Genomic DNA, 20,195 nt, shown 5'->3' on the forward strand with positions numbered 1-20,195 from the left:
GCAGGTTGCCCACGTGTTACTCACCCGTCCGCCGCTAACTTTTGGGAGCAAGCTCCCAAAAGTTCGCTCGACTTGCATGTATTAGGCACGCCGCCAGCGTTCGTCCTGAGCCAGGATCAAACTCTCCGAAAAAGAGTAAGATTAGCTCTTAATTTTAAAAATAGAATTAACGTTGACGTATGGTTTGTTTAGTTTTCAAAGAGCAATTCTTTCAACAACTTTATTAGTATATCATTTTTAAACTTTCTAGTCAATACACTTTTTAAACTTTTTAAAGTTGTTTATGTCTCAACGACTGCTTTAATATAATATCATCCTTGCCTATCCAGGTCAACACCCTTTTTAAATATTTCTTTTAAATGGTTCCTTAAGGTTTATATAGGATTAACTCTTAATAATTTTCCAACAATAGTTTGCGTTATTATGAAGGGGAACTATCCGCTTTCTCTAAATACCCTTCCAGAGCTACTATATCCTTTATATTAAAATAATAAAGGATAATATAGAAGAAACTTCTACTTTACTATTAGTTATTTTTGCGTCAGTCTTTATTCCCCCCTTCTTAGCCTTAACAGCAATCCACTTTCATCAATTAAAACCTTCGCTTGTTTAATTTGAATTTCATTAAGACCATTTGCTGATAACAATTTTACTTGAACTTCTAGTTTTTATATGAACATCAAATAGAACCTTATCTTTATACCATCGTTTAACTTATTCTTTGAATAAGTAACCAAAATTGAAATAAAAAATGAAATAATAATATAGAAAGAACTATGTTGTACTTTCCACCAATCTTCATGTTTCTAAAGGATTGTTACTTCAGGGGCCAACCTTCTATACAAAAAAAGAGCCTCCCACTTATAAAAAGCGGGAAGCTCATAGAAATAACTATCAAAGATTACTTTCTAATTGATATAATATTCTCTTCTTTAAGTTCTACATTTCCTTGCTTGTTAAGAATAACCTTTTCACCTTCAGCAAGATTCGTAAATACGACAGGAGTGATTGTAGAAGGTGCATGTTGTTTAAGATAATCCAAATCAGCTTTTAATAAAGGTTGACCTTTTTTCACAGTTTCATTCTCAGATACTAATATTTCAAATCCTTCACCTTTTAGGTTAACTGTATCAATACCCACATGGATTAAGATTTCACGACCAGCCTCAGAAAATAGACCGATCGCATGTTTCGTATGAAAAAGATTAATAACCTTACCATCAACAGGAGATACAATAGTTCCTTCTGTTGGAACAATCGCGAATCCATCGCCCATCATTTTTCCAGAGAAAACTGCATCTGGTACTTCTGTGATTGGTTTTAATTCACCTTTTACAGGTGCTACATATGTTTCATTTACTTCGCTGGCTTGGAGTGCTTCTGGATTCACTTCTTCAATTTGTTGCTCAACACCTTTTTCTGGTGCTGTTGCTACAGCCTTTTGCGGTCTTTTTCCGCTCATAATATCCTTCATTTGACCTTTAATCGTTTCTGATCGAGGTCCAAAGATTGCTTGAATATTATTTCCAACTACAAGAATACCAGCAGAGCCTAGCTTTCTCAAACGGTCTTTATCCACATTTTTAATATCATTTACAGATACACGCAGACGAGTAATACAAGCATCTAAATGAGAAATATTATCTTTACCACCCATTGCAGCTAAGATTTCATACGGAAGATCGCTAGTTGAACCGGTTGCTTGTGCTCCAGCTTGATCTTCTTCTTCATCTTCACGACCAGGAGTTTTAAGGTTCCATTTACGAATAGCGAAACGGAAACCAAAATAGTAAATAACTGCGAATACTAAACCTACTGGGATTACTAACCAAGCATGTGTTTGTGGGTTAATAAGACCGAATAAGATATAGTCAATTAAACCACCAGAGAATGTCATACCGATTTTTACGTTTAACAAATGCATAGTCATGAAAGATAGACCAGCAAAGATTGCGTGAATTCCGAATAAAACAGGTGCAACGAATAAGAATGAGAATTCGATTGGTTCTGTGATACCTGTTAAGAAAGAAGTAAGGGCAGCTGATACCATTAAGCCACCAACAAATACCTTCTTTTCAGGGAGCGCTTCATGATAAATTGCTAATGCTGCTGCAGGAAGACCAAACATCATGAATGGAAATTTACCTGTCATAAATGTTCCAGCAGTTAAGTTTTGTACATGATCCGCAATTTGTGCCATAAAGATACGTTGGTCCCCATGAACAACTTGTCCAGCTTTTGTTACATATTCACCAAATTCATACCAGAATGGCGCGTAGAAAATATGGTGTAAACCAAATGGAATTAGTGAACGTTCAATTACCCCAAAGATAAATGCTGATAATGTTAAGTTTGCATCAACCATGTTATTTGAGAATGCGTTTAGTCCAGATTGGATTGGAGGCCAGATGATTAACATGATCAAACCTAGTACGATCGCAGATCCCGCTGTAATAATCGGAACAAAACGCTTCCCAGCAAAGAATCCTAAATATGATGGTAATTCAATTTCAAAGAATTTATTATAAAGAGCTGATGCGATAATACCAACGATAATTCCACCAAACACGCCAGTTTGAAGAGTTGGAACACCTAGAATGCTTGCATAGTTTGTTCCGTTAACATCTTTCGCTTCAAGTCCTAATACTGTACCCATTGTTACGTTCATAATTAAGTAGCCAATAATTGCAGCTAATCCTGCAACACCTTCACCACCGGATAAACCAACAGCTACCCCAACTGCGAATAGCAAGGCAAGGTTTCCGAATACAATGTCACCTGCATGCTGCATAACAGATGCAACCATATGTACTCCACTGTTATCTAAAAATGGAGCTAAATCTAATAAAGTAGGGTTTAATAACGCTGCCCCTAATGCAAGCAAAATCCCTGCTGCCGGTAATAAGGCCACTGGTAACATCAATGCTTTACCAACCTTTTGTAACACACCAAAAGCTTTTTTCATATGTTTTCCTCCTACATTTATAGCTCAACAGCGTTTTTAAAAGCGCAATAATAAAGGCATGAGTAAAAGGAATTAAACTAGGGTGATACAGGTATTTTTATAGTACCCGCAAAAACTCTATTTCAATTATCCTTTCTACTCATGCCTGATTGAATCAGTAACACGTAATAAGATAATAGCAATTTTATTTAATTTTCTTCTGCAAACGTTGCAAGTGCATAGTTAAGTACACTGCCTCTGCATCAAAAACATGTCTTTTAAGTGCATGTTGCATCACCTTAATGAGTTTCCACGCGAGATTGTAACACAATGGATATTCCTCTTTCAATAGGTTTGCAATTTTTTCTGGCTCCACAACCATCTCTCCGTTCACAATTCGCTCAATGGCGAACCGTAAATGGCGAACTAAACGCATGTATTCAATACTTTCTTTATCAATTTTCATATCAAAAGTATCTTCTACTATATCGATTAATTGCGTCACGAGCTGGGAATGTCGATTAATGTCAGAAATGTCCTTATTCATAATAGAACTATGAATATGCAAAGCGATGAAGCCTACTTCTCCTTCAGGCAAATAAATTCCCGTTTGTTTTTCAATCAGACCTATAACTTCTTTTGCCACTTGAAATTCAAAGGGATATAGAGCCTTTGTCTCAATTAAGAATGGATTTTTCAGTTCCATCCCTTTAGAGAGTCTTGTTACAGTAAAGAGCAAATGGTCCGTTAAGGCAACATGGATGTGTTCATTCAAGGGAGTGTTAATTTTCTTTTTAATTAATTCAATTGCCGAAATAATAACTTCTAACAGATCATTATCTAAAAATGGTAATAATTTAATATAATTTTCTTGTTCCCTCTCATTTTTTAAAATAAAGAGCTTTTCAACCAACGAACGTTCGATCGTGTCCCCTTTCTTACGATTGAAACCTATCCCTTTACCTATTAATACAACTTCACCATAAGAGAGGTGATCCCCGATCAATACATTGTTGTTTAAAACCTTTAATACAGATAATTGATCCATACCTTCTCCTCTTTTCGACAATTTCAGGCCATTACTCCTATTATCAAAAAGGAAAAGAAATCTGTCAATAGCTAATAGGGCTGTCTAAAAAGGCCATTTTGAAACAAAATGAAAACCCAAGAATGTTGAAACAATGGCATTCTTGGGTTTTATTTTTTTGATTTGAGCTAAAAAAACTACTTTTCGAACAGCCTCATCTTAATTTATCTATTTTAGAAAAATAAAGTAGAGTAGGAAAATCACAAAGAAAAAGTACATTATTGGATGAATTTCCTTAGCACGACCTTTAACAATCATCGTAATCGGATAAAAGACAAACCCTACTGCAATCCCAGTCGCAATACTATATGAAAGTGGCATTGCAATCATAGTAAGGAAAGCTGGAACGGCAATTTCAAAACGAGACCAATCAATTTTTCCTAGAGATGATACCATTAACACCCCTACAATGATCAACGCTGGTGCTGTTACTGCTGATGTCACCACTGATAATAACGGGAAGAAGAATAAAGCTAGAATAAAACATCCTGCAGTAACTAAAGAAGCAAAACCAGTTTTCGCACCACTCGCAACCCCTGCACTTGATTCAATATATGAAGTAGTTGTTGAAGTTCCAAGGATGGATCCAACAATTGTTGCAATGGAATCAGCTAACAATGCTTTACCTGCACGTGGTAATTTATTATCCTTCATTAAACCTGCTTGATTTGCCACAGCTACAAGAGTACCAGCGTTATCAAAGAAATCAACAAATAGGAAAGTAAGAATAATTCCTAGCATAGATGTTGTATAGAAGGATGCATCACTAAATGATGAGAAAACCGCACCAAAAGTTGGCTCTAGACTTGGTACCTTATCTACAATTTTAGTTGGAACATCAATTAAGTTAAAAATCATTCCGACGATAGCGGTAAGGATCATTCCGAGGAATACTCCGCCTCTAACGCCTCTAGTCATTAGAATAACGGTAATGATAATTCCAAAAATAGCTAGCAATGTACTTCCGTTTGTTAAATCACCAAGACCAACAAGTGTTGCATCATTTTTAACAATAATTCCAGCATTATGCAAACCAATGAACGTGATAAACAATCCAATTCCTGCGCCAATGGCATGCTTTAATTCAATTGGAATCGCATTAATTAATTTTTCCCGAAGACCTGTTAATGTTAATAAAAGGAAAAATACACCTGAAATAAATACTGCACCAAGTGCATGCTGCCATGGAGCACCACTACCTAATACTACCGTATATGCAAAGAACGCATTCAATCCAAGACCAGGAGCCAAAGCAAGTGGATATTTACCGAGCAATCCCATAATAATAGAACCTAACGCTGCTGCTAAAGCTGTTGCCACAAATACAGCTCCATAATCCATTCTAAGTGCATCCGGTAAATCCTTGACCTCTGACAGTGTGAGTGTAAGTGGGTTAACCACCAATATATAAGCCATTGCTAAAAAGGTTGTTAATCCGCCTACAAACTCACGGCGATAATTTGTTCCAAGTTCTTCAAACTGGAAATATTTCTTCATTCTTTACCCTCCTAATATTTTCAGAAAAAAATAAAAAACGCTCCAAACTACCTGGAGCGCTTGACGACAAGTTCATGAATGAATTAAGGGAAAAGAAAAGGAAAAGTGCAATAAACCAACCCTTAATAACCATTATTCTCGTAGTCAAGCTATTTACGGTAGCTCGGTAGAAACTTTTGGGCCATATTCCCAAGATTATACGATGTTATTCGACAATATTTTGTACTTTCCCATTTTAACAACCTAGCAACTATTCGTCAATAAAAAAACGAACATTTTTTATGTTCGTTTTTTTATTGTTCGTATTTAATAGCTGTTTAAAGTGTATTATATGACAGAGTTGTGAAAAGAAGGAATTTCCCCGTTTTCCCCCTATTCCTTCTCAATCATCACTAGCAGCTTACAGTTAACGCTGCGATCAAGTTGGCGTGTCCTATTTCATTGGTTATGTGTGTCGAAATGCTCATCACAAACAGCCCCAGGATGAGCATTCCAGTTCAAGTCCATCCCACCAAATGGGCTAATGGTGCGAATGGAGGGCAGTGGTCAGAACAGCACCCCTGTTGTTAAAAAAACAGTGAATTTCAGTCCATCTTCATGAATATATCTCTTTTATTGATTTTTAAGCCCCTTCAACTAGATCACGTTTTTTATAGCCAATGTAGCCTAACACTATTAAAGCAATGCTAATCAATGTCATTGTAATGAAAATTACCCCATCAAATTTTTCCATTGGCATACGGGGAATCCAGCTTTGAACGGCTGTTTTCGAAAACCACTCCGGCAAGTCTAGAATACCTCCAAAGTAATTTAACATAAAAGAGTAAGCAAGATAAGCGTAAATAACTTTACCTAGTTTTGGAGCCCACCCAAGCGCCAAAGCTGCAAGCCCAACAAAGAATAGCACTGATGGCAAGAAGTTAAAGCCAGCGGCAAGAAAATCACCCATATCCATTGTAGTGCGATCACCCATCGCCGAAATGGCTGTTCCGCCAAGGCTGCCTACGCTTATCAAAATCCCTACTAAACCGGCAATGATTGCTAAAACTACACTTGTCCAGTATAGTTGGCCGCGCGTCACTTTTGTAGAATAAAGTTGGCTAAAGTGTAGGCGGGTTTCTTCAGAGAAAAGCTTATTAACAATGGCAATTGGTAAAATAGAAACCAAACCGATCATGACCATCATAATTGTCCCAGTGAACGATTCTTCGATTGAGACTCCTGATTGAGTAAACATTTGGCTCATCATTTTGTTACTTTCAAGGAAAGTTTGCATGTCACCATAGATTGAACCATAAGCGGCACCCATGATAGCAAAACAAATCAGCCAACCAATTATTACACCTTTGTTAATCTTGATAAACAAGCCACGTACGGATAACAATGATTTTTTTGCTGTTGCACGCCCCTCTTTTTCAGGCAAGTAACCAGCCCCCATATCACGACCACTTTCAAGTGCAAAAGCAATTATGACCATGATTACACTGAATGCCAAAGCGAAAACCAGTGGTACCCAGTTGTTTTCAGTAAATGGATACGTTAGATAAGTCCAGCCCATAGGATTAATCATTGATAAATCAACATTTGACACATCTGTACCCGCACGGACGATATAGAGCAACCCAACAATTCCAAGTGTTGAACCTGTCGCACCAGATGAAGTCGGCATAATTTGCGCCATAACAAGTGCAATCACAGCGCCTATGATGCCAGCCATACCGATCGATGCACCAAATAAAAATGATCCTTCAGCTGAAATGGTATCTGCGCCAAAGCTTGTCATAACCGCACCGATAAAGAGTGCAAGTAAAACATTGATGATAACTATTTCTGTCATAATAGCAAACGAATTCGCTTGTCGGCCTACCTGAAATGACCGTACCATCTCAGTAAGCCCTAGATTTTCTTCTTTACGAGTGTGACCTACTACATGCAAAACAGCAATAATCATCGCAAACAAACCGCAGAATAATAACATTTCGTTAGCATACATTGCACCTAAAGTATAATCTGCTGCTTTTACCGATGTAGGACCGACCATTGAAATCATGGCAGGGTTTTGCATGGTTTCATACATTCCAAGCAATCCTTGCCCTTTTGCGATTTCTTCAAAAGCTGGGACATAGGCGCCTGAAAACAAGCCAATACCTAAAATCCAGAAAATCATTTTTTTCCAGTCACGTTTCAAGTATTGCGCAAATAGTGCACCCCAACGTGCAAATTTTTTCTTCATCATATTTACCTCCCTTCCAACGCTCAACCTTCATAATGACGCATGAATAAATCTTCAAGCGTTGGAGGCACAGATTCAAACTTTTTAACACCCAGTTTTGTAGCTTCTAGCAAAATATCATTAATATATTGATTATCCGCTGAGAATGTCGCTTGATTTTCTTTTTGCGTAAAATCATACACTCCATTTACAGATGCCATCGCAGATACATCGCCTTCTGTTGCCAGCGTCACAGTAGAATGGGTCAAGTGCCGCAATTCATCCAATGTACCAGTTTCTACGATTTTCCCTTGACGAATAATAACAACCTTATCTGCCAAGCGCTCTACTTCACTTAAAATATGAGAAGACAACAAGATTGCCTTGCCTGTGTTTTTAAATTTTTCAACCTCTTCCTGGAATATTACTTCCATCAATGGGTCAAGCCCAGACGTTGGCTCATCAAAAATATACAAATCGGAATCAACAGACAAAGCCGCAATCAAACCGACTTTTTGACGATTTCCCTTAGAATAGCCCTTTGCTTTCTTCTTGGGATCTAATTCAAAACGCTTAATTAAATAATCACGTTTCGCTTTGTCCCCCCCACCGTGTAATTTAATAAATAAATCAATAATTTCGCCGCCAGTTAAGTTGCCCCAAAGCGCTACGTCACCAGGCACATAAGAAATTCTCTTATGAATTTCAAGGCTATCCTTCCAAACATCCTTGCCAAATATTTTCGCTTCTCCGGCATCCCGTTTAATGATGCCCAATAAAGCCCGAATGGTTGTTGATTTACCTGCACCATTCGGACCAATAAAACCAACAACTTCCCCAGCATTTACCGTAAATGACACATCATGTAATGCTTGAAACTTACCGAATTTTTTTTGTAAACCGTTTATCCTCACAATTTCTTCCATAATACTGAAGCTCCTTTTTCAATATAGTTCATAAACAATTTCATAACTTGCTTTCCAGTTTAAAGCAAAGCTTAGAATACAGAAATATAAAAATAGAACTTATTTGCGTAATTCGTTTAATATTTCTTCTTTTTCCCTTCATTTTAAACCAAATTTCATTTATACGGTCAATTATATCCCCATTCTTTTATGAGGTCAATAATAATTGCAATAAATGGAATACTATTACTTGATTGATAGTTTATATTTGATTATATATAATAGAAATGAATGAATATTATGAACTGAAATTGATAAATTGGTTTTATTTTTTGACGATTATATATAGGAAGTTGGAATTAAAATGAACGGTTTCGAAAAACGGACAAAAGAGAAGAAAAATCAAGTTTTAAAGGCTACTTTTGATTTGATGAATACAAATGAGGGTATAACAGGTTTGACAATGGAAGAGATCGTCAAAAAGGCAAACGTTAGTAAAGCCACCATTTTTAAGTATTTTGGAAATAAGGAAAATCTTATCCACGAAGTTTTTAAACATTTTATGAATGAAATGGGGAATACAGCAAAGGAAATCATGGCTGAAAATAAACCATTTGAAGAAACCCTCATTGCCATGAGCACGAATAAAATCAACCATCTGAAAAAAATTAATAAGCAATTTTATCTTGATTTAATGAAGTATGTTACAGAAAAAAGTAATAGTGATTTATCTTCGATGATGGAGCAATTCACCAAAGAAAACATTAGTATAATGCTGGATTTGTTTCATCGTGGACGCAAAGAAGGAAAGGTTGACTTAAAATATTCTGATGAGTTTCTGTTAGTTTATTTCGAGGCGATTGTTGAAGGTATTTCCAGTCCCCGGGTTTACGAAAAAACTCTACCTTATGTATCTGAATGGACAGAAATGCTAATTAAAGGGATTGCTCCGAATAAATAACCTCGAACCAAAGCAAGAAAGGCTGCAGCAGTTTTCGCGAAACTCATCTCCAGTTTAGCCAAAAAAGGTTACCTTATTTTACAGGATAATATCTAAGTACTTTTAATAACTACGCGACTAATAAAGTTCAGAATGAATCTACCGTAACAAACGGGAATTTTATATGTGTTTAAAATACACTAGTGGTTTTTCATCTAATAATCCTTACGAAAAAAGGCACTAAATCCTTGGTTTAACAAGGATTTAGCGCCTTTTTTGTCTATTCCCACTCAATCGTTGCTGGTGGCTTACTCGTTATGTCATACACTACCCGATTAATATGATCGACTTCATTAACGATTCTGGTAGAAATCTTCTCCAAAACCTCCCAAGGAATTCTCGCCCAATCTGACGTCATGCCATCAATGGAGGTGACTGCACGAATCCCAATTGTATAATCATATGTTCTTGCATCGCCCATTACACCTACGCTACGGATATCCGGTAACACCGTGAAATATTGCCAAATATCACGTTCTAGACCAGCGTTTTTAATTTCTTCACGCAATATAGCATCTGATTCCCGAACAATTTCAAGTTTCTCTTCCGTGATAGCCCCGAGAACACGAATACCCAACCCTGGACCTGGGAAAGGCTGTCTCCAAACAATCTCATCCGGAATTCCAAGCTCTGTTCCAAGAGCGCGGACTTCATCCTTAAATAACGTATTTAATGGTTCGATCAATTGGAATTGCATATCTTCAGGTAATCCACCTACATTATGATGGGATTTAATCGTTTGAGCGGTTGCCGTACCACTTTCAATAATATCTGTGTAGAGAGTCCCCTGTGCCAAATAGTCAATTCCTTTAAGTTTTGTTGCCTCATCATCAAATACATAAATAAATTCATTGCCGATAATTTTTCTTTTCTTTTCAGGATCACTAACTCCCTCTAGCTTTTCAAGGAAGCGATCTTTCGCATCAACTTTAATCACCTTCATATGGAAGCCTTCTGCAAAAGTCTTCATCACACTTTCAGCTTCCTCTTTACGCAATAAACCATGATCAACAAAAATACAAGTCAGCTGATCGCCAATTGCCTTATGAATTAAGACAGCCACAACTGAGGAATCCACTCCACCACTGAGAGCACAAAGAACTTGCTTATCTCCCACAGTTTCCTGAATTTTTTTCATTTCCATTTCAATAAAGTTCTCCATCGACCAATTGCCAGAACATCCGCAAATTTCAAAAACAAAATTGCGTAGCAACTCATTTCCATAAACAGAATGCTGAACTTCTGGATGGAATTGAACAGCATATAATCCCCTAGAAGCATCACTCATCGATGCAATCGGACAGGAAGGACTCGTTGCATCAACTGTAAAACCTTTTGGAGCTTCCACCACTAAATCCCCGTGACTCATCCAAACAACTTGCTCATCAGGAAGATCGGTAAATAACTTCGTTTGGTTTTGAATATTTATACTAGCCTTCCCATACTCACGATGTGTGGCTGCTTCTACTTTCCCCTCAAAATGAGTAGTCATCAGCTGCATGCCATAGCAAATCCCCATAATTGGCAAACCTAAGTCAAAAATGGACTCATCGCAACGAAATGCGTTTTCATCATAGACACTATTGGGCCCGCCAGAAAAAATAATCCCTTTTGGATTCATCTTCTTAATCTCTTCTGCTGTAACGGTGTGTGGATGTAACTCACTGTACACTCCAAACTCACGAATTCTTCTTGTAATTAATTGATTATATTGACTTCCGAAATCTAGAACGACTATCATTTCCTGTCCTTCAAGCATTGCTTCTCCAGCCAAACAAATCACCCCATTCTATAGTTAATATGAATATTTTCCCCTAATTTAAATAAAAAAACTAGAACCCACCCTAAATCAACTTGAAGGCAGAATTCTAGTTTTTTTACAGAGACATCTCCATTAGAATCAACTGCCTTCATAGTCAAATCATTTACGGTGATTCGGTAGAGACTCTCGGCCCATATTACCCGAGGATATATGAAGGAAATCTATTAATATTTGAAAGTATTGTATAATTGGATAATATTTTGGTCAACCCTTTGTCCTTTTTATTAAATTTTCCCACAATTCTTTCAATTCATTCCAAGTTCCCTCTTTTATGACTCCTTTATACAAATACTCTTCATAGGCTGCTGTCAATTTTCCCATTTCTCTAGTCGAGAAATAGTGATCAATATAATTAGCATAGTCCCGTAAAGTTTGTTCAGGCTTTCTTTTTAGACCTGCACGATTCAATTGCTTTAATAAAGCATTATACGCCTTAACAAAATCACGATCTCTATTCGACCTTTTCCATTTTAGGTTTAATAAAACAGGAATCCATTTCTTTCTAATACTATATAAATATAATAGAGATCCAAACAAAAACACAGTTAAGCCGATGATAATTTTCACATTTGTAGCGAAAAATCTCTTTATTTTTTTCCAATTATCCGCTAAGGAAAAATCTTTGGTTTCTCGATCTGATTTTTCTACCTGTTTTTCAGGTTTTTTCAATTGCGTCGTTTCCTTATCTTGTTCTAAATTAGTTTGAGAATCAGACTGATTCTCTAAATCATAATTGAACGCCACATTATTTGAAAATCCTTGCGTCGGTTCAAATGGAATCCAGCCAACCTTTGGAAAATAGACCTCTACCCATGAATGGGCATTATTATTTGTAATGACATACCGATTCTGCTGCTTCTCACCAATTCCTTTGTACTCTCCTTGAGTATAACCCTTAACCCATCTTGTAGGAATACCAATTGTTCTCAATAAAATGGCCATAGAGCTTGAGAAATTATCACAATACCCTTGTTTTGATTCAAATAAAAATTGGTCAACATAGTCTTGGTCTTCTGCTGGCTTCGCTACATTTTTTTGGTCGTAAATAAACCCATTGCTCGCAAAATATCCTTCAACAGCTTTGGCTTTATCAAACCATGTTTTCTTCTTCGATGTAATTTCAACCGCTAATTGTTTCACCCGAGTAGGTAGACGGGGAGGAAGTTGAGTATATTTTTTATAAAAATTACGATCAATCATCGTATTAGGATCAACAGATTGACTCAACGCTTTCATACTATATTGCGGCCGCTCAAATTCGACCGAATATTTGCCGATTGGAGGGGATTGCTCATCATCCACAAAAAGAATTTTCTCAGTCAGCGTATTAACATTAAAAGCTGTTTTTGACTTCTCAATCCCATTGATCTTTGTTACACCTAAAGGATAATCCACAAAGGGCTGCGATCTATCAGTTAGGGTGATCGTACTTGTTTCCTTTGTCGTTTTCACACCCTCTTTATCGAATACCTCCATTGGAACCTGTTCGTTTTGTGCAAATAACACATTGTCCTTCCGACCTTCTTCTACCCATCCCTTACCAGTATAAATATACTTCGATTCGATTTTCCAGTAATGCTGAAAATCTGCCTCAGCGGTAAAAACCACATGATCGTCACCAATAAATGGTCCACCCAAAGAGGAATCATCTGTCCCATAACCAACCCTCTGACCAGCCCCCATCCCGTCACCACTATCCTGGTTAAAAGAGGTGATAAACGGAACCGGATCTGGCCAAATAGGAGCAAATTTTGGAGCAGCAAACCCTATTGCTACACAAAATGCAATCATGATAGCTAATGGCACCATCCAATTTCGAGAGCTTTTTACGCTATTAGAAATAACTTCCCGATCCAACAAACGATCATAATGTAGCATTCCCATCATCGCAAATCCAGAAATCACTGTTCTCACTATGGCCCAATCGGCATTATAAGGGGTAAACGTATCTAAAATCGTAATATAAAGCAACGTCATCAGGAAAAACAAGAAGATTTGTCTCCGAATGACAAGCCAATATTGAATTAAATACGTCAAAAGCCATAATAGAAGAAAAAATAAAAGGCTGCGAAAACTCCCGCTTAAAAGATTCCATTTCGCCTCAAAAACATAATGAATATTCAGTGATAAATCTTGAATAAACTGTAGAAACCATTCCCATTGAATAATGGGTCCCTCAAAATAATAGAGATGGACAACAAAAAGAATAAAAACCGTTTTAATCAAAAAGGAATAGAGAAAAGGTAAACGAACATATAGAATTAACCAAGACAAAATGATAAAAAGGACAAAAAGACTTATATTTCCTGTATCCGTTAAAACCTTAAGCGGCCTCAGCCATTCCCATAATAGAAGAAAACCAAAAAGATAAAGAACAAGATGGGAGCGAATTTTTTTATTACTAACTACATTCTTCATCTTCGCCTCACCCCCTGAAAGGCATCCGCAAAGAAGCCCTCATGAACAGGTATGATATTGATTCCTCTTGCAAGCCCCATTTCTCGTAAAGGAATCTCCTGGTTGGTAATGCTCTCTCCTTTTTCCTTCATGACAAAAATCGTCACAGTTCCCTTTCGTTCTGCAATTATTCCTGCATTCTCAATCAATTTCTTGGTTATTTGAGCAGTAATAATCATCAAATTTACATTTTGCTGAGTCAATAGCTGATCATTTTCTAAAACCTTTTCTAGTGAAACCGGACAATTATCTTTAATTTTGGCTAAATGGTAAAAGAGCTTTTGTTGTTGAAGATTCCCGCCATTAATCGGAATGACCACGCGATTGGAGCTTACCGTTTGCAAACCCACTTGAGCACCCTTCTTAAGAATTCCACGAATAATGGAAGCGGTGAAAGATACGATGATTTCAAACCTTTTTTCACTTGCACAATCCATCAATAAAAAAACATCATGGGATTGTCTTTGCTCGAATTCCTTTGTCATTAAATCACTCCGCTTTGCGGAAGCCTTCCAATTAATCCAAGAAAAACGATCACCCGGATGATACTCTCTAATCCCCACAGCCATGGAAGTATCCCGTTGCACTCTCTCAAGCGAAGCCGTCATCCCCTGATCATAAGGATTGGAAAAAGGTTGATAGGATAACTCTTCAAACCGGGGATAAACAACCACTCGGTCCTCTAGCGGAATTTGTATTTCCCGTTCCACCAATGCGAGAGGATCGCCAATTTTAATCAATACCCCTTGAAAATCATGCTCCCCCCTTGGAATATCTCTTAACTCATACTCCAAACGGAACGCCTTCCTAAAATACGGAAAAATTAAAGTCTTCGCTTCATTTGTATGAAAATGTTGAAATGCCTCACTAAGACGATCCTCCACAATCATATAAAATAAAGGAAAAGCAGAAGACCTGTGCAGCCTTATAGTAACCTGCATTTTTTCCCCTGCACGATAATCACTTCGTATAAAACTGCGCTCAATATCGATATTTTTTAAAGGATAAAAGGCAAGCAATAATCCATATATCGCAAAAGGAAGAAAACAATAAAACAAGAACCAGCTTACAAAGCCGCCTTGAAACATTGCATATGAGAAGGTAATAATAATAAGTAAAAAGAGGACAAATAATTTCCAAACCCTTTTCAGACTTTTGAATGAACTTCTCATTTTTCAATACCTTTGAACAGGAACGGGAATACGAGAAATAATTCGCTGAACAATATCCTCTGCTGTTATGCCTTCAAACTTTGCCTCAGATCTCAGAATCATTCGATGGGAAAATACAGCAGGAACTAAATACTGAATATCATCTGGTATAATATAATCCCGACCATACATAAATGCATAGCTTTGAGCTGCTTTCATTAATGCAATGGAGCCACGAGGGCTTGCTCCTAAATAGACATTTCCATGAATCCTCGTTTGATTAGCAATATCCACAATATATCGTTTTATCGAATCATCTACATGAACTGCTTTAATTTGCTGCTGTAAATCCCTTAATTCATCTAAATGAATAACAGGCAATAATTCCTCAATGGGAGCGATATTTTGTGCGCGGCTTAACACTTCCATTTCTTCATCCATTTCGGGATATCCCATTTTCAGTTTTAACATAAACCGGTCCAACTGGGCCTCTGGCAGCGGATATGTCCCTTCGTATTCAATTGGATTCTGTGTTGCCATAACAAAAAAGGGCCTTTCAAGCTTATGAGTTACGCCATCAATCGTAACACTGCCTTCTTCCATTCCTTCTAAAAGAGCAGATTGCGTTTTCGGCGAGGTTCGATTGATTTCATCAGCCAAAATAATATTTCCCATAATCGGTCCGGGACGGAATTCAAACTCAAGCTCTTTCGGGTTATAAATCGACACCCCGGTGACATCTGAAGGAAGTAAATCTGGGGTAAACTGAATGCGGCGAAACCTTGCACTAACAGATTGAGCTAGCGCTCGAACCATCATGGTTTTCCCTACTCCCGGAACATCTTCAAGCAACACATGTCCCTCTGCTAACAAGGCAACAATACTAAGCTCAGTTACTTCTCTCTTTCCAATGATCACTTTTTCAATATTATGAATGATTTTCTCTACGGTAGGATTCATTTTATCTCTTATCATCATCGTCCTCCTATAGTTGCTCTTGCCATCTTCAGATAAATGGTAAAATTTTTAAAACTCATATTATATATTCGCCCATCCCCTTAGAAATCCTTGTAATATTGTAAAATAGTATTTTGCTCCTCGCGAAGATTAACGTGCAAAAGACGCGATTTTTGCAACAAAAAACCTCATTTGTAAAAATGAGGAAGAATTTATAACGCGGTTATTTTTCTCCTAAAAACAAAATTTTTCTGACCAAGATAATTACTTATCATATAAAATCCGGTACCTAAAAGAATTGCTAGATCCTTCTCATTTTCTGTCTGTAAAGAAAAAAGATCTCCCACAACTTTTGAGCAAATATCACTAAAGGAGTAGGAGAGAAAATAACAAGAAAGGATAACCAATAAGAATTTCCATACACTCTGTCCCCATCCGACAGTACTTTGAAAAGTAAAGCTTCGGTTTAAGAAGAAACTAACACAAGCTCCTATTGAATTACCGGTGAAAGTCGCAAGCCAATAGGAGAAGTCGAACCAATGAACAGTGATTAACATAACCGATAATCCTATCATCGTATTGATGACACCTACGATTAAAAAACGAATGAATGTTTTAGTTTGTTTTAGATATGTTTTGGAGATCATATCCCTCATTCTCCCTTTTCGCACCTCCCTTGTGATTGGTATATTGCGGAACAGGAAGACGAAAAGAATCAATATCGACAATATATCTTGGACGACGTTTCGTCTCCTTGTAAACCTTCCCGATATATTCCCCAATTAATCCTATTGCAATCAGCTGCAAGCCGCCAATTAACCATATCGATGCAATGATCGAGGTCCATCCCGAAACGGTATTTCCTAATAACTTTAAACTTAAAAAATAAGCACCACATAATAAACTAATAAAAAAAGACATAAAGCCAATGATTAATACGAAGCGAATCGGCGTCACCGAAAATGAAGTTATTCCATCTAGGGCAAAAGCAAGCATCTTTTTGAGCGGATACTTTGATTCTCCTGCTAATCTTTCCTTGCGATCATATAGGACGATAGTGGATTGAAATCCTATTAATGGCACAATCCCCCTTAAGAAAAGGTTGGCTTCATCAAATAACTCAAGTGCCTGTAAAGCCCGTCTACTCATAAGTCGGAAATCAGCATGATTATAGACCACATCCACCCCCATCCGTCTCAACAGTTTATAAAATCCTTGAGCCGTATGGCGCTTAAAAAAAGAATCAGAATTCCGTTTATTCCTTACTCCATAAACAATTTCATATCCTTCGTTATACTTTTCAACAAAATTTTGAATCACTTCAATGTCGTCCTGTAAATCCGCATCAATCGAAACCACACAGTCAGAATAATCTTTTGCTGTAAACAGCCCTGCTAATAAGGCGTTTTGATGACCCACATTCCTAGATAGCTTTAACCCTTTGACGAACTCATTTTGGAGAGATTCCTTATAGACAATTGGCCAAGTTTGATCACGACTACCATCATCAACAAACAAGATGCGACTATTGCTTGCGATTAACTGAATCTTAATCAAACGTTTGATTAAATTGCTAAGCTGCCTGCAGGTCTCAGGCAATACCTCTTCTTCATTAAAACAAGGGACCACAATGGTAAGCACAGGTGCTATCATCTTGATTTCCTCCTAAACATATCCGTTACAAATAAAAGTAGGGACTCTTGTTGTATCACTTCCCGCTTAAGAAGATGCCTTGACCCTATACAAATAGATCTTCCAAACGGAATCCTTTGATAAAAATTCACGGTCCAGAATCATCCCATTATCCTCTGCATTTTCAATAGGAACGGCCGAAAAGATATACCGACCTCCCATCTGATAAAAAATATCTTGATTTAATTGAATGTGATGAAGGACTTTTTTGGTTGTCTTTTTAAACATATAATGCTTCCCCAGCTCCGAAGAAAACACATAACATCTTCCACCCCATTCATCAAAATAAACACGGATTGATTTATTTTTGTCCAACTCTTTCGCAATAATTTTCCTAAACTGATGTTTATAGGAAAGAGGATAAAAATTGTTGTATGTATCCAATGTATAAAAACCATTATACTGGGCAATCCCCGGGTGAATTCCAATACTCGCAACCCGATAATCTTCAACAGGTAATCCAATATAATCCTTAATTCTCCCAAACTGTTTTTCGGCAAAAAACTCTTTAAAAGATGGTTGTTTATGATAAATGATCTCAGGATTAAAAGCAAAAAGGACAAACAACTGCAAGATGATAAAGAAAACGGCTGTTTTTCTCCATCCTTCCCCGATTCCAGATAATATTTTTAAAGCAAGGGCAAACTCCACATAAATGACTAATGGCCTTAAAAAATGATAGCGAGCAAAATTAAATGTATCCAAAAAATGAAATCTTTCAGCCAAAGGCAACCATCCCCGGTAGAACCAAAAGGCATACCAGGTGGAGAGAAGAAAATTAGCCATGAAAAAGAAAAGAAATGTTTTCTCCTGTCTCCATTGTTTTTTTACAATAATAAAATATAAAGCGAATAGGGACATGGGCAATAGAACTAAGCCATGCACTGTCATCACATGAGTATGACCTAAAACATAATTTTTCAGGATTAATCGGATCGTTCTTGCAAGAGATAATCGTGCATGAAAATATTCATCTCGGCTATTAGGCTCAGATGAGATAAAAAAAGAAGCGACTAAACGATATTCCACTATATAAAAGATGAAAGTCATATACACAATGGAAAAGAAAAAACGAAGATTCCAACCCTTTCCCCTCAAACCATCAACAAGCCAAAGCAAACCCATAACACTTAGAAAAAAGAAAAAGCCTAATACAATACTTGAATAAAGTGGCAAAAGGGTAAGGACGAGAATTTCCTGCCATCTTATTTTTCCTTTTCGAATATTTAAAAATGCCCATAATGCAAGGGGATGGCCCAATGTACTCAGCATCCCCGATGGCCAAAAAGGAGTTAAAGCAAAAGCCAACGCTACACCAACACGGATTACCGCCCATTCTCCTTTTGTCAGGAAAAAATCCTTAAGCAATAAATACATACCCCAAAAAGCTACAAACCGCGTAATAGCTTGACTAATGGCATATGCAATCATCGTTGGAAACAGTAAATGCAGCCACACAATCCCACTAAATTCAGATCCGAAGGCATTTCTCGATAACTCCCCATTGATGATTTGCGGAATTCTTGCGTTAATTGAACCAAATGCCTCCCCACTATCCTTCAAGACCTTATACCATGCAAGATTGGAATCAAGATTATCATGAACCCGAATATGAGCGTCCTCTCCCAAAATAAACATAGGAGATAGATACAAACTAATAATGATGAATGCCCCTACGATCAGCCTTCTATCATGACCTTCCTTGTTTTGTAAAAGCAATATGGACACCTCAAAATGAAAAGAACTTAATTATAAAGTTTGTAAAAGAGCAGGAATCTATTCCCACTTTTTGAAAGGATTGTTTTTGATATGAGTTAGACTTGATTTTTGTTTTCTATATAAACCTTTTTGGGGAATAGGATCATGGTCGATTAAATACCTTTGAACATTGATTAAAGGCGATAGCTTGTGTTTGAATGGGCTCTTTTTGAAGGGTAATCAAATTGGATCTTTCTTCTTCATTTTAATGAGAAAAATCTACAGAGAATGATGATTGGGGAAAATGAATAGTATTGTTGATGGTTTTGAGTTGGAAAGGTAACCTTAAATAGTTTGCTCTTTTCCCCCGATTCCTGTCTAATAAACTGCCTCTTTTGGACTCCTTTTGCTCTTTTCCTGTCCGAATACCTGGCTCTTTCGGACTCGTTCCACTCCTTTCCCTCGAATCCTGTCCGAATACATGGATTCATTCCTTTCCCTCAAACAGTCCCGGTTCAATTACTAACCTGATTCTGACACCTTTGCAAAAAATCCATCAGGCACCCACTTATCCAACAAAGAACGAGCTCCTCATTACCATAAAAACAAATCATGCAACGCAAATTACAAACCCTTTTCTTACAAAAAACTTTCATGATCTTTCGCTCCCAACCCATGCATGAAAATTAATCTCCACCGACCATAATGGTAATGACACAAACAGTATGTAAGACGTGTTCTTTTTTGGTGGCTCGATCCTGTACAAAAAACTG

Annotated in this window: 13 protein-coding genes, 1 rRNA gene and 2 riboswitches; of the genes, 1 reads left to right on the forward strand and 13 read right to left on the reverse strand. The window is 37.2% G+C overall.

Annotated elements, in window-relative coordinates:
* The 6 genes from ACE38V_RS16480 to ACE38V_RS16505 form a co-directional block, all read right to left on the reverse strand.
* Positions 1-132, reverse strand: a 16S ribosomal RNA gene (locus ACE38V_RS16480); the annotation flags it as partial.
* 769 nt (positions 133-901) lie between these two features.
* Entirely contained in the window at positions 902-2,965 is a 2,064-nt protein-coding gene (gene ptsG / locus ACE38V_RS16485) for a glucose-specific PTS transporter subunit IIBC (RefSeq protein WP_375842898.1), read from the reverse strand.
* A 184-nt stretch (positions 2,966-3,149) separates the two neighbouring features.
* Positions 3,150-3,992, reverse strand: coding sequence for a glucose PTS transporter transcription antiterminator GlcT (glcT, locus tag ACE38V_RS16490; RefSeq protein WP_375842900.1), 843 nt, complete (start codon positions 3,990-3,992; stop codon positions 3,150-3,152).
* A 207-nt stretch (positions 3,993-4,199) separates the two neighbouring features.
* Positions 4,200-5,528: an NCS2 family permease gene (locus ACE38V_RS16495; RefSeq protein ID WP_375842902.1), complete on the reverse strand. Its 1,329-nt coding sequence runs from the start codon at positions 5,526-5,528 to the stop codon at positions 4,200-4,202.
* A 121-nt stretch (positions 5,529-5,649) separates the two neighbouring features.
* Positions 5,650-5,751, reverse strand: a riboswitch (purine riboswitch).
* Between the two features lie 399 nt (positions 5,752-6,150).
* Positions 6,151-7,761 (reverse strand): ABC transporter permease, encoded by a 1,611-nt coding sequence (locus tag ACE38V_RS16500; RefSeq protein ID WP_375842904.1) that lies wholly within the window; start codon positions 7,759-7,761, stop codon positions 6,151-6,153.
* A 23-nt stretch (positions 7,762-7,784) separates the two neighbouring features.
* Positions 7,785-8,666 carry an ABC transporter ATP-binding protein gene (locus tag ACE38V_RS16505; protein ID WP_375842906.1) on the reverse strand — a complete coding sequence of 294 codons (882 nt, stop codon included), beginning with the start codon at positions 8,664-8,666 and terminating at the stop codon, positions 7,785-7,787.
* A gap of 343 nt (positions 8,667-9,009) precedes the next feature.
* Here ACE38V_RS16505 and ACE38V_RS16510 point away from each other — a divergent pair, with 343 nt between their 5' ends.
* Complete coding sequence (locus tag ACE38V_RS16510; RefSeq protein WP_375842908.1) at positions 9,010-9,606, forward strand: TetR/AcrR family transcriptional regulator; 597 nt, start codon at positions 9,010-9,012, stop codon at positions 9,604-9,606.
* A gap of 259 nt (positions 9,607-9,865) precedes the next feature.
* Here the strand turns inward: ACE38V_RS16510 and guaA are convergent, their stop codons facing one another.
* From guaA to ACE38V_RS16545, 7 genes are all read right to left on the reverse strand, one after another.
* Complete coding sequence (gene guaA / locus ACE38V_RS16515) at positions 9,866-11,404, reverse strand: glutamine-hydrolyzing GMP synthase (protein WP_375843071.1); 1,539 nt, start codon at positions 11,402-11,404, stop codon at positions 9,866-9,868.
* A 134-nt stretch (positions 11,405-11,538) separates the two neighbouring features.
* Positions 11,539-11,641: riboswitch (purine riboswitch) on the reverse strand.
* A 30-nt stretch (positions 11,642-11,671) separates the two neighbouring features.
* Positions 11,672-13,885 carry a DUF4129 domain-containing transglutaminase family protein gene (locus tag ACE38V_RS16520; protein WP_375842909.1) on the reverse strand — a complete coding sequence of 738 codons (2,214 nt, stop codon included), beginning with the start codon at positions 13,883-13,885 and terminating at the stop codon, positions 11,672-11,674.
* A complete protein-coding gene (locus ACE38V_RS16525) occupies positions 13,882-15,096 on the reverse strand; it encodes a DUF58 domain-containing protein (RefSeq protein ID WP_375842911.1) in 1,215 nt (404 codons plus the stop codon). The genes ACE38V_RS16520 and ACE38V_RS16525 overlap by 4 nt, the downstream gene beginning before the upstream one ends.
* A gap of 3 nt (positions 15,097-15,099) precedes the next feature.
* Entirely contained in the window at positions 15,100-16,050 is a 951-nt protein-coding gene (locus ACE38V_RS16530) for an AAA family ATPase (RefSeq protein ID WP_375842913.1), read from the reverse strand.
* 194 nt (positions 16,051-16,244) lie between these two features.
* Positions 16,245-16,679 (reverse strand): GtrA family protein, encoded by a 435-nt coding sequence (locus tag ACE38V_RS16535; RefSeq protein WP_375842915.1) that lies wholly within the window; start codon positions 16,677-16,679, stop codon positions 16,245-16,247.
* Positions 16,648-17,685: a glycosyltransferase family 2 protein gene (locus tag ACE38V_RS16540; protein WP_375842917.1), complete on the reverse strand. Its 1,038-nt coding sequence runs from the start codon at positions 17,683-17,685 to the stop codon at positions 16,648-16,650. Before ACE38V_RS16540 ends, ACE38V_RS16535 begins: the two co-directional genes overlap by 32 nt.
* A gap of 66 nt (positions 17,686-17,751) precedes the next feature.
* On the reverse strand, positions 17,752-19,446 hold the full coding sequence (locus tag ACE38V_RS16545; protein WP_375843072.1) for a DUF6044 family protein: 1,695 nt from the start codon (positions 19,444-19,446) through the stop codon (positions 17,752-17,754).
* Positions 19,447-20,195: the final 749 nt, after the last annotated feature.

Origin of the sequence: Cytobacillus sp. Hz8 (assembly GCF_042263505.1) — a bacterium.
Lineage (GTDB): Bacteria > Bacillota > Bacilli > Bacillales > Cytobacillaceae > Bacillus_BE.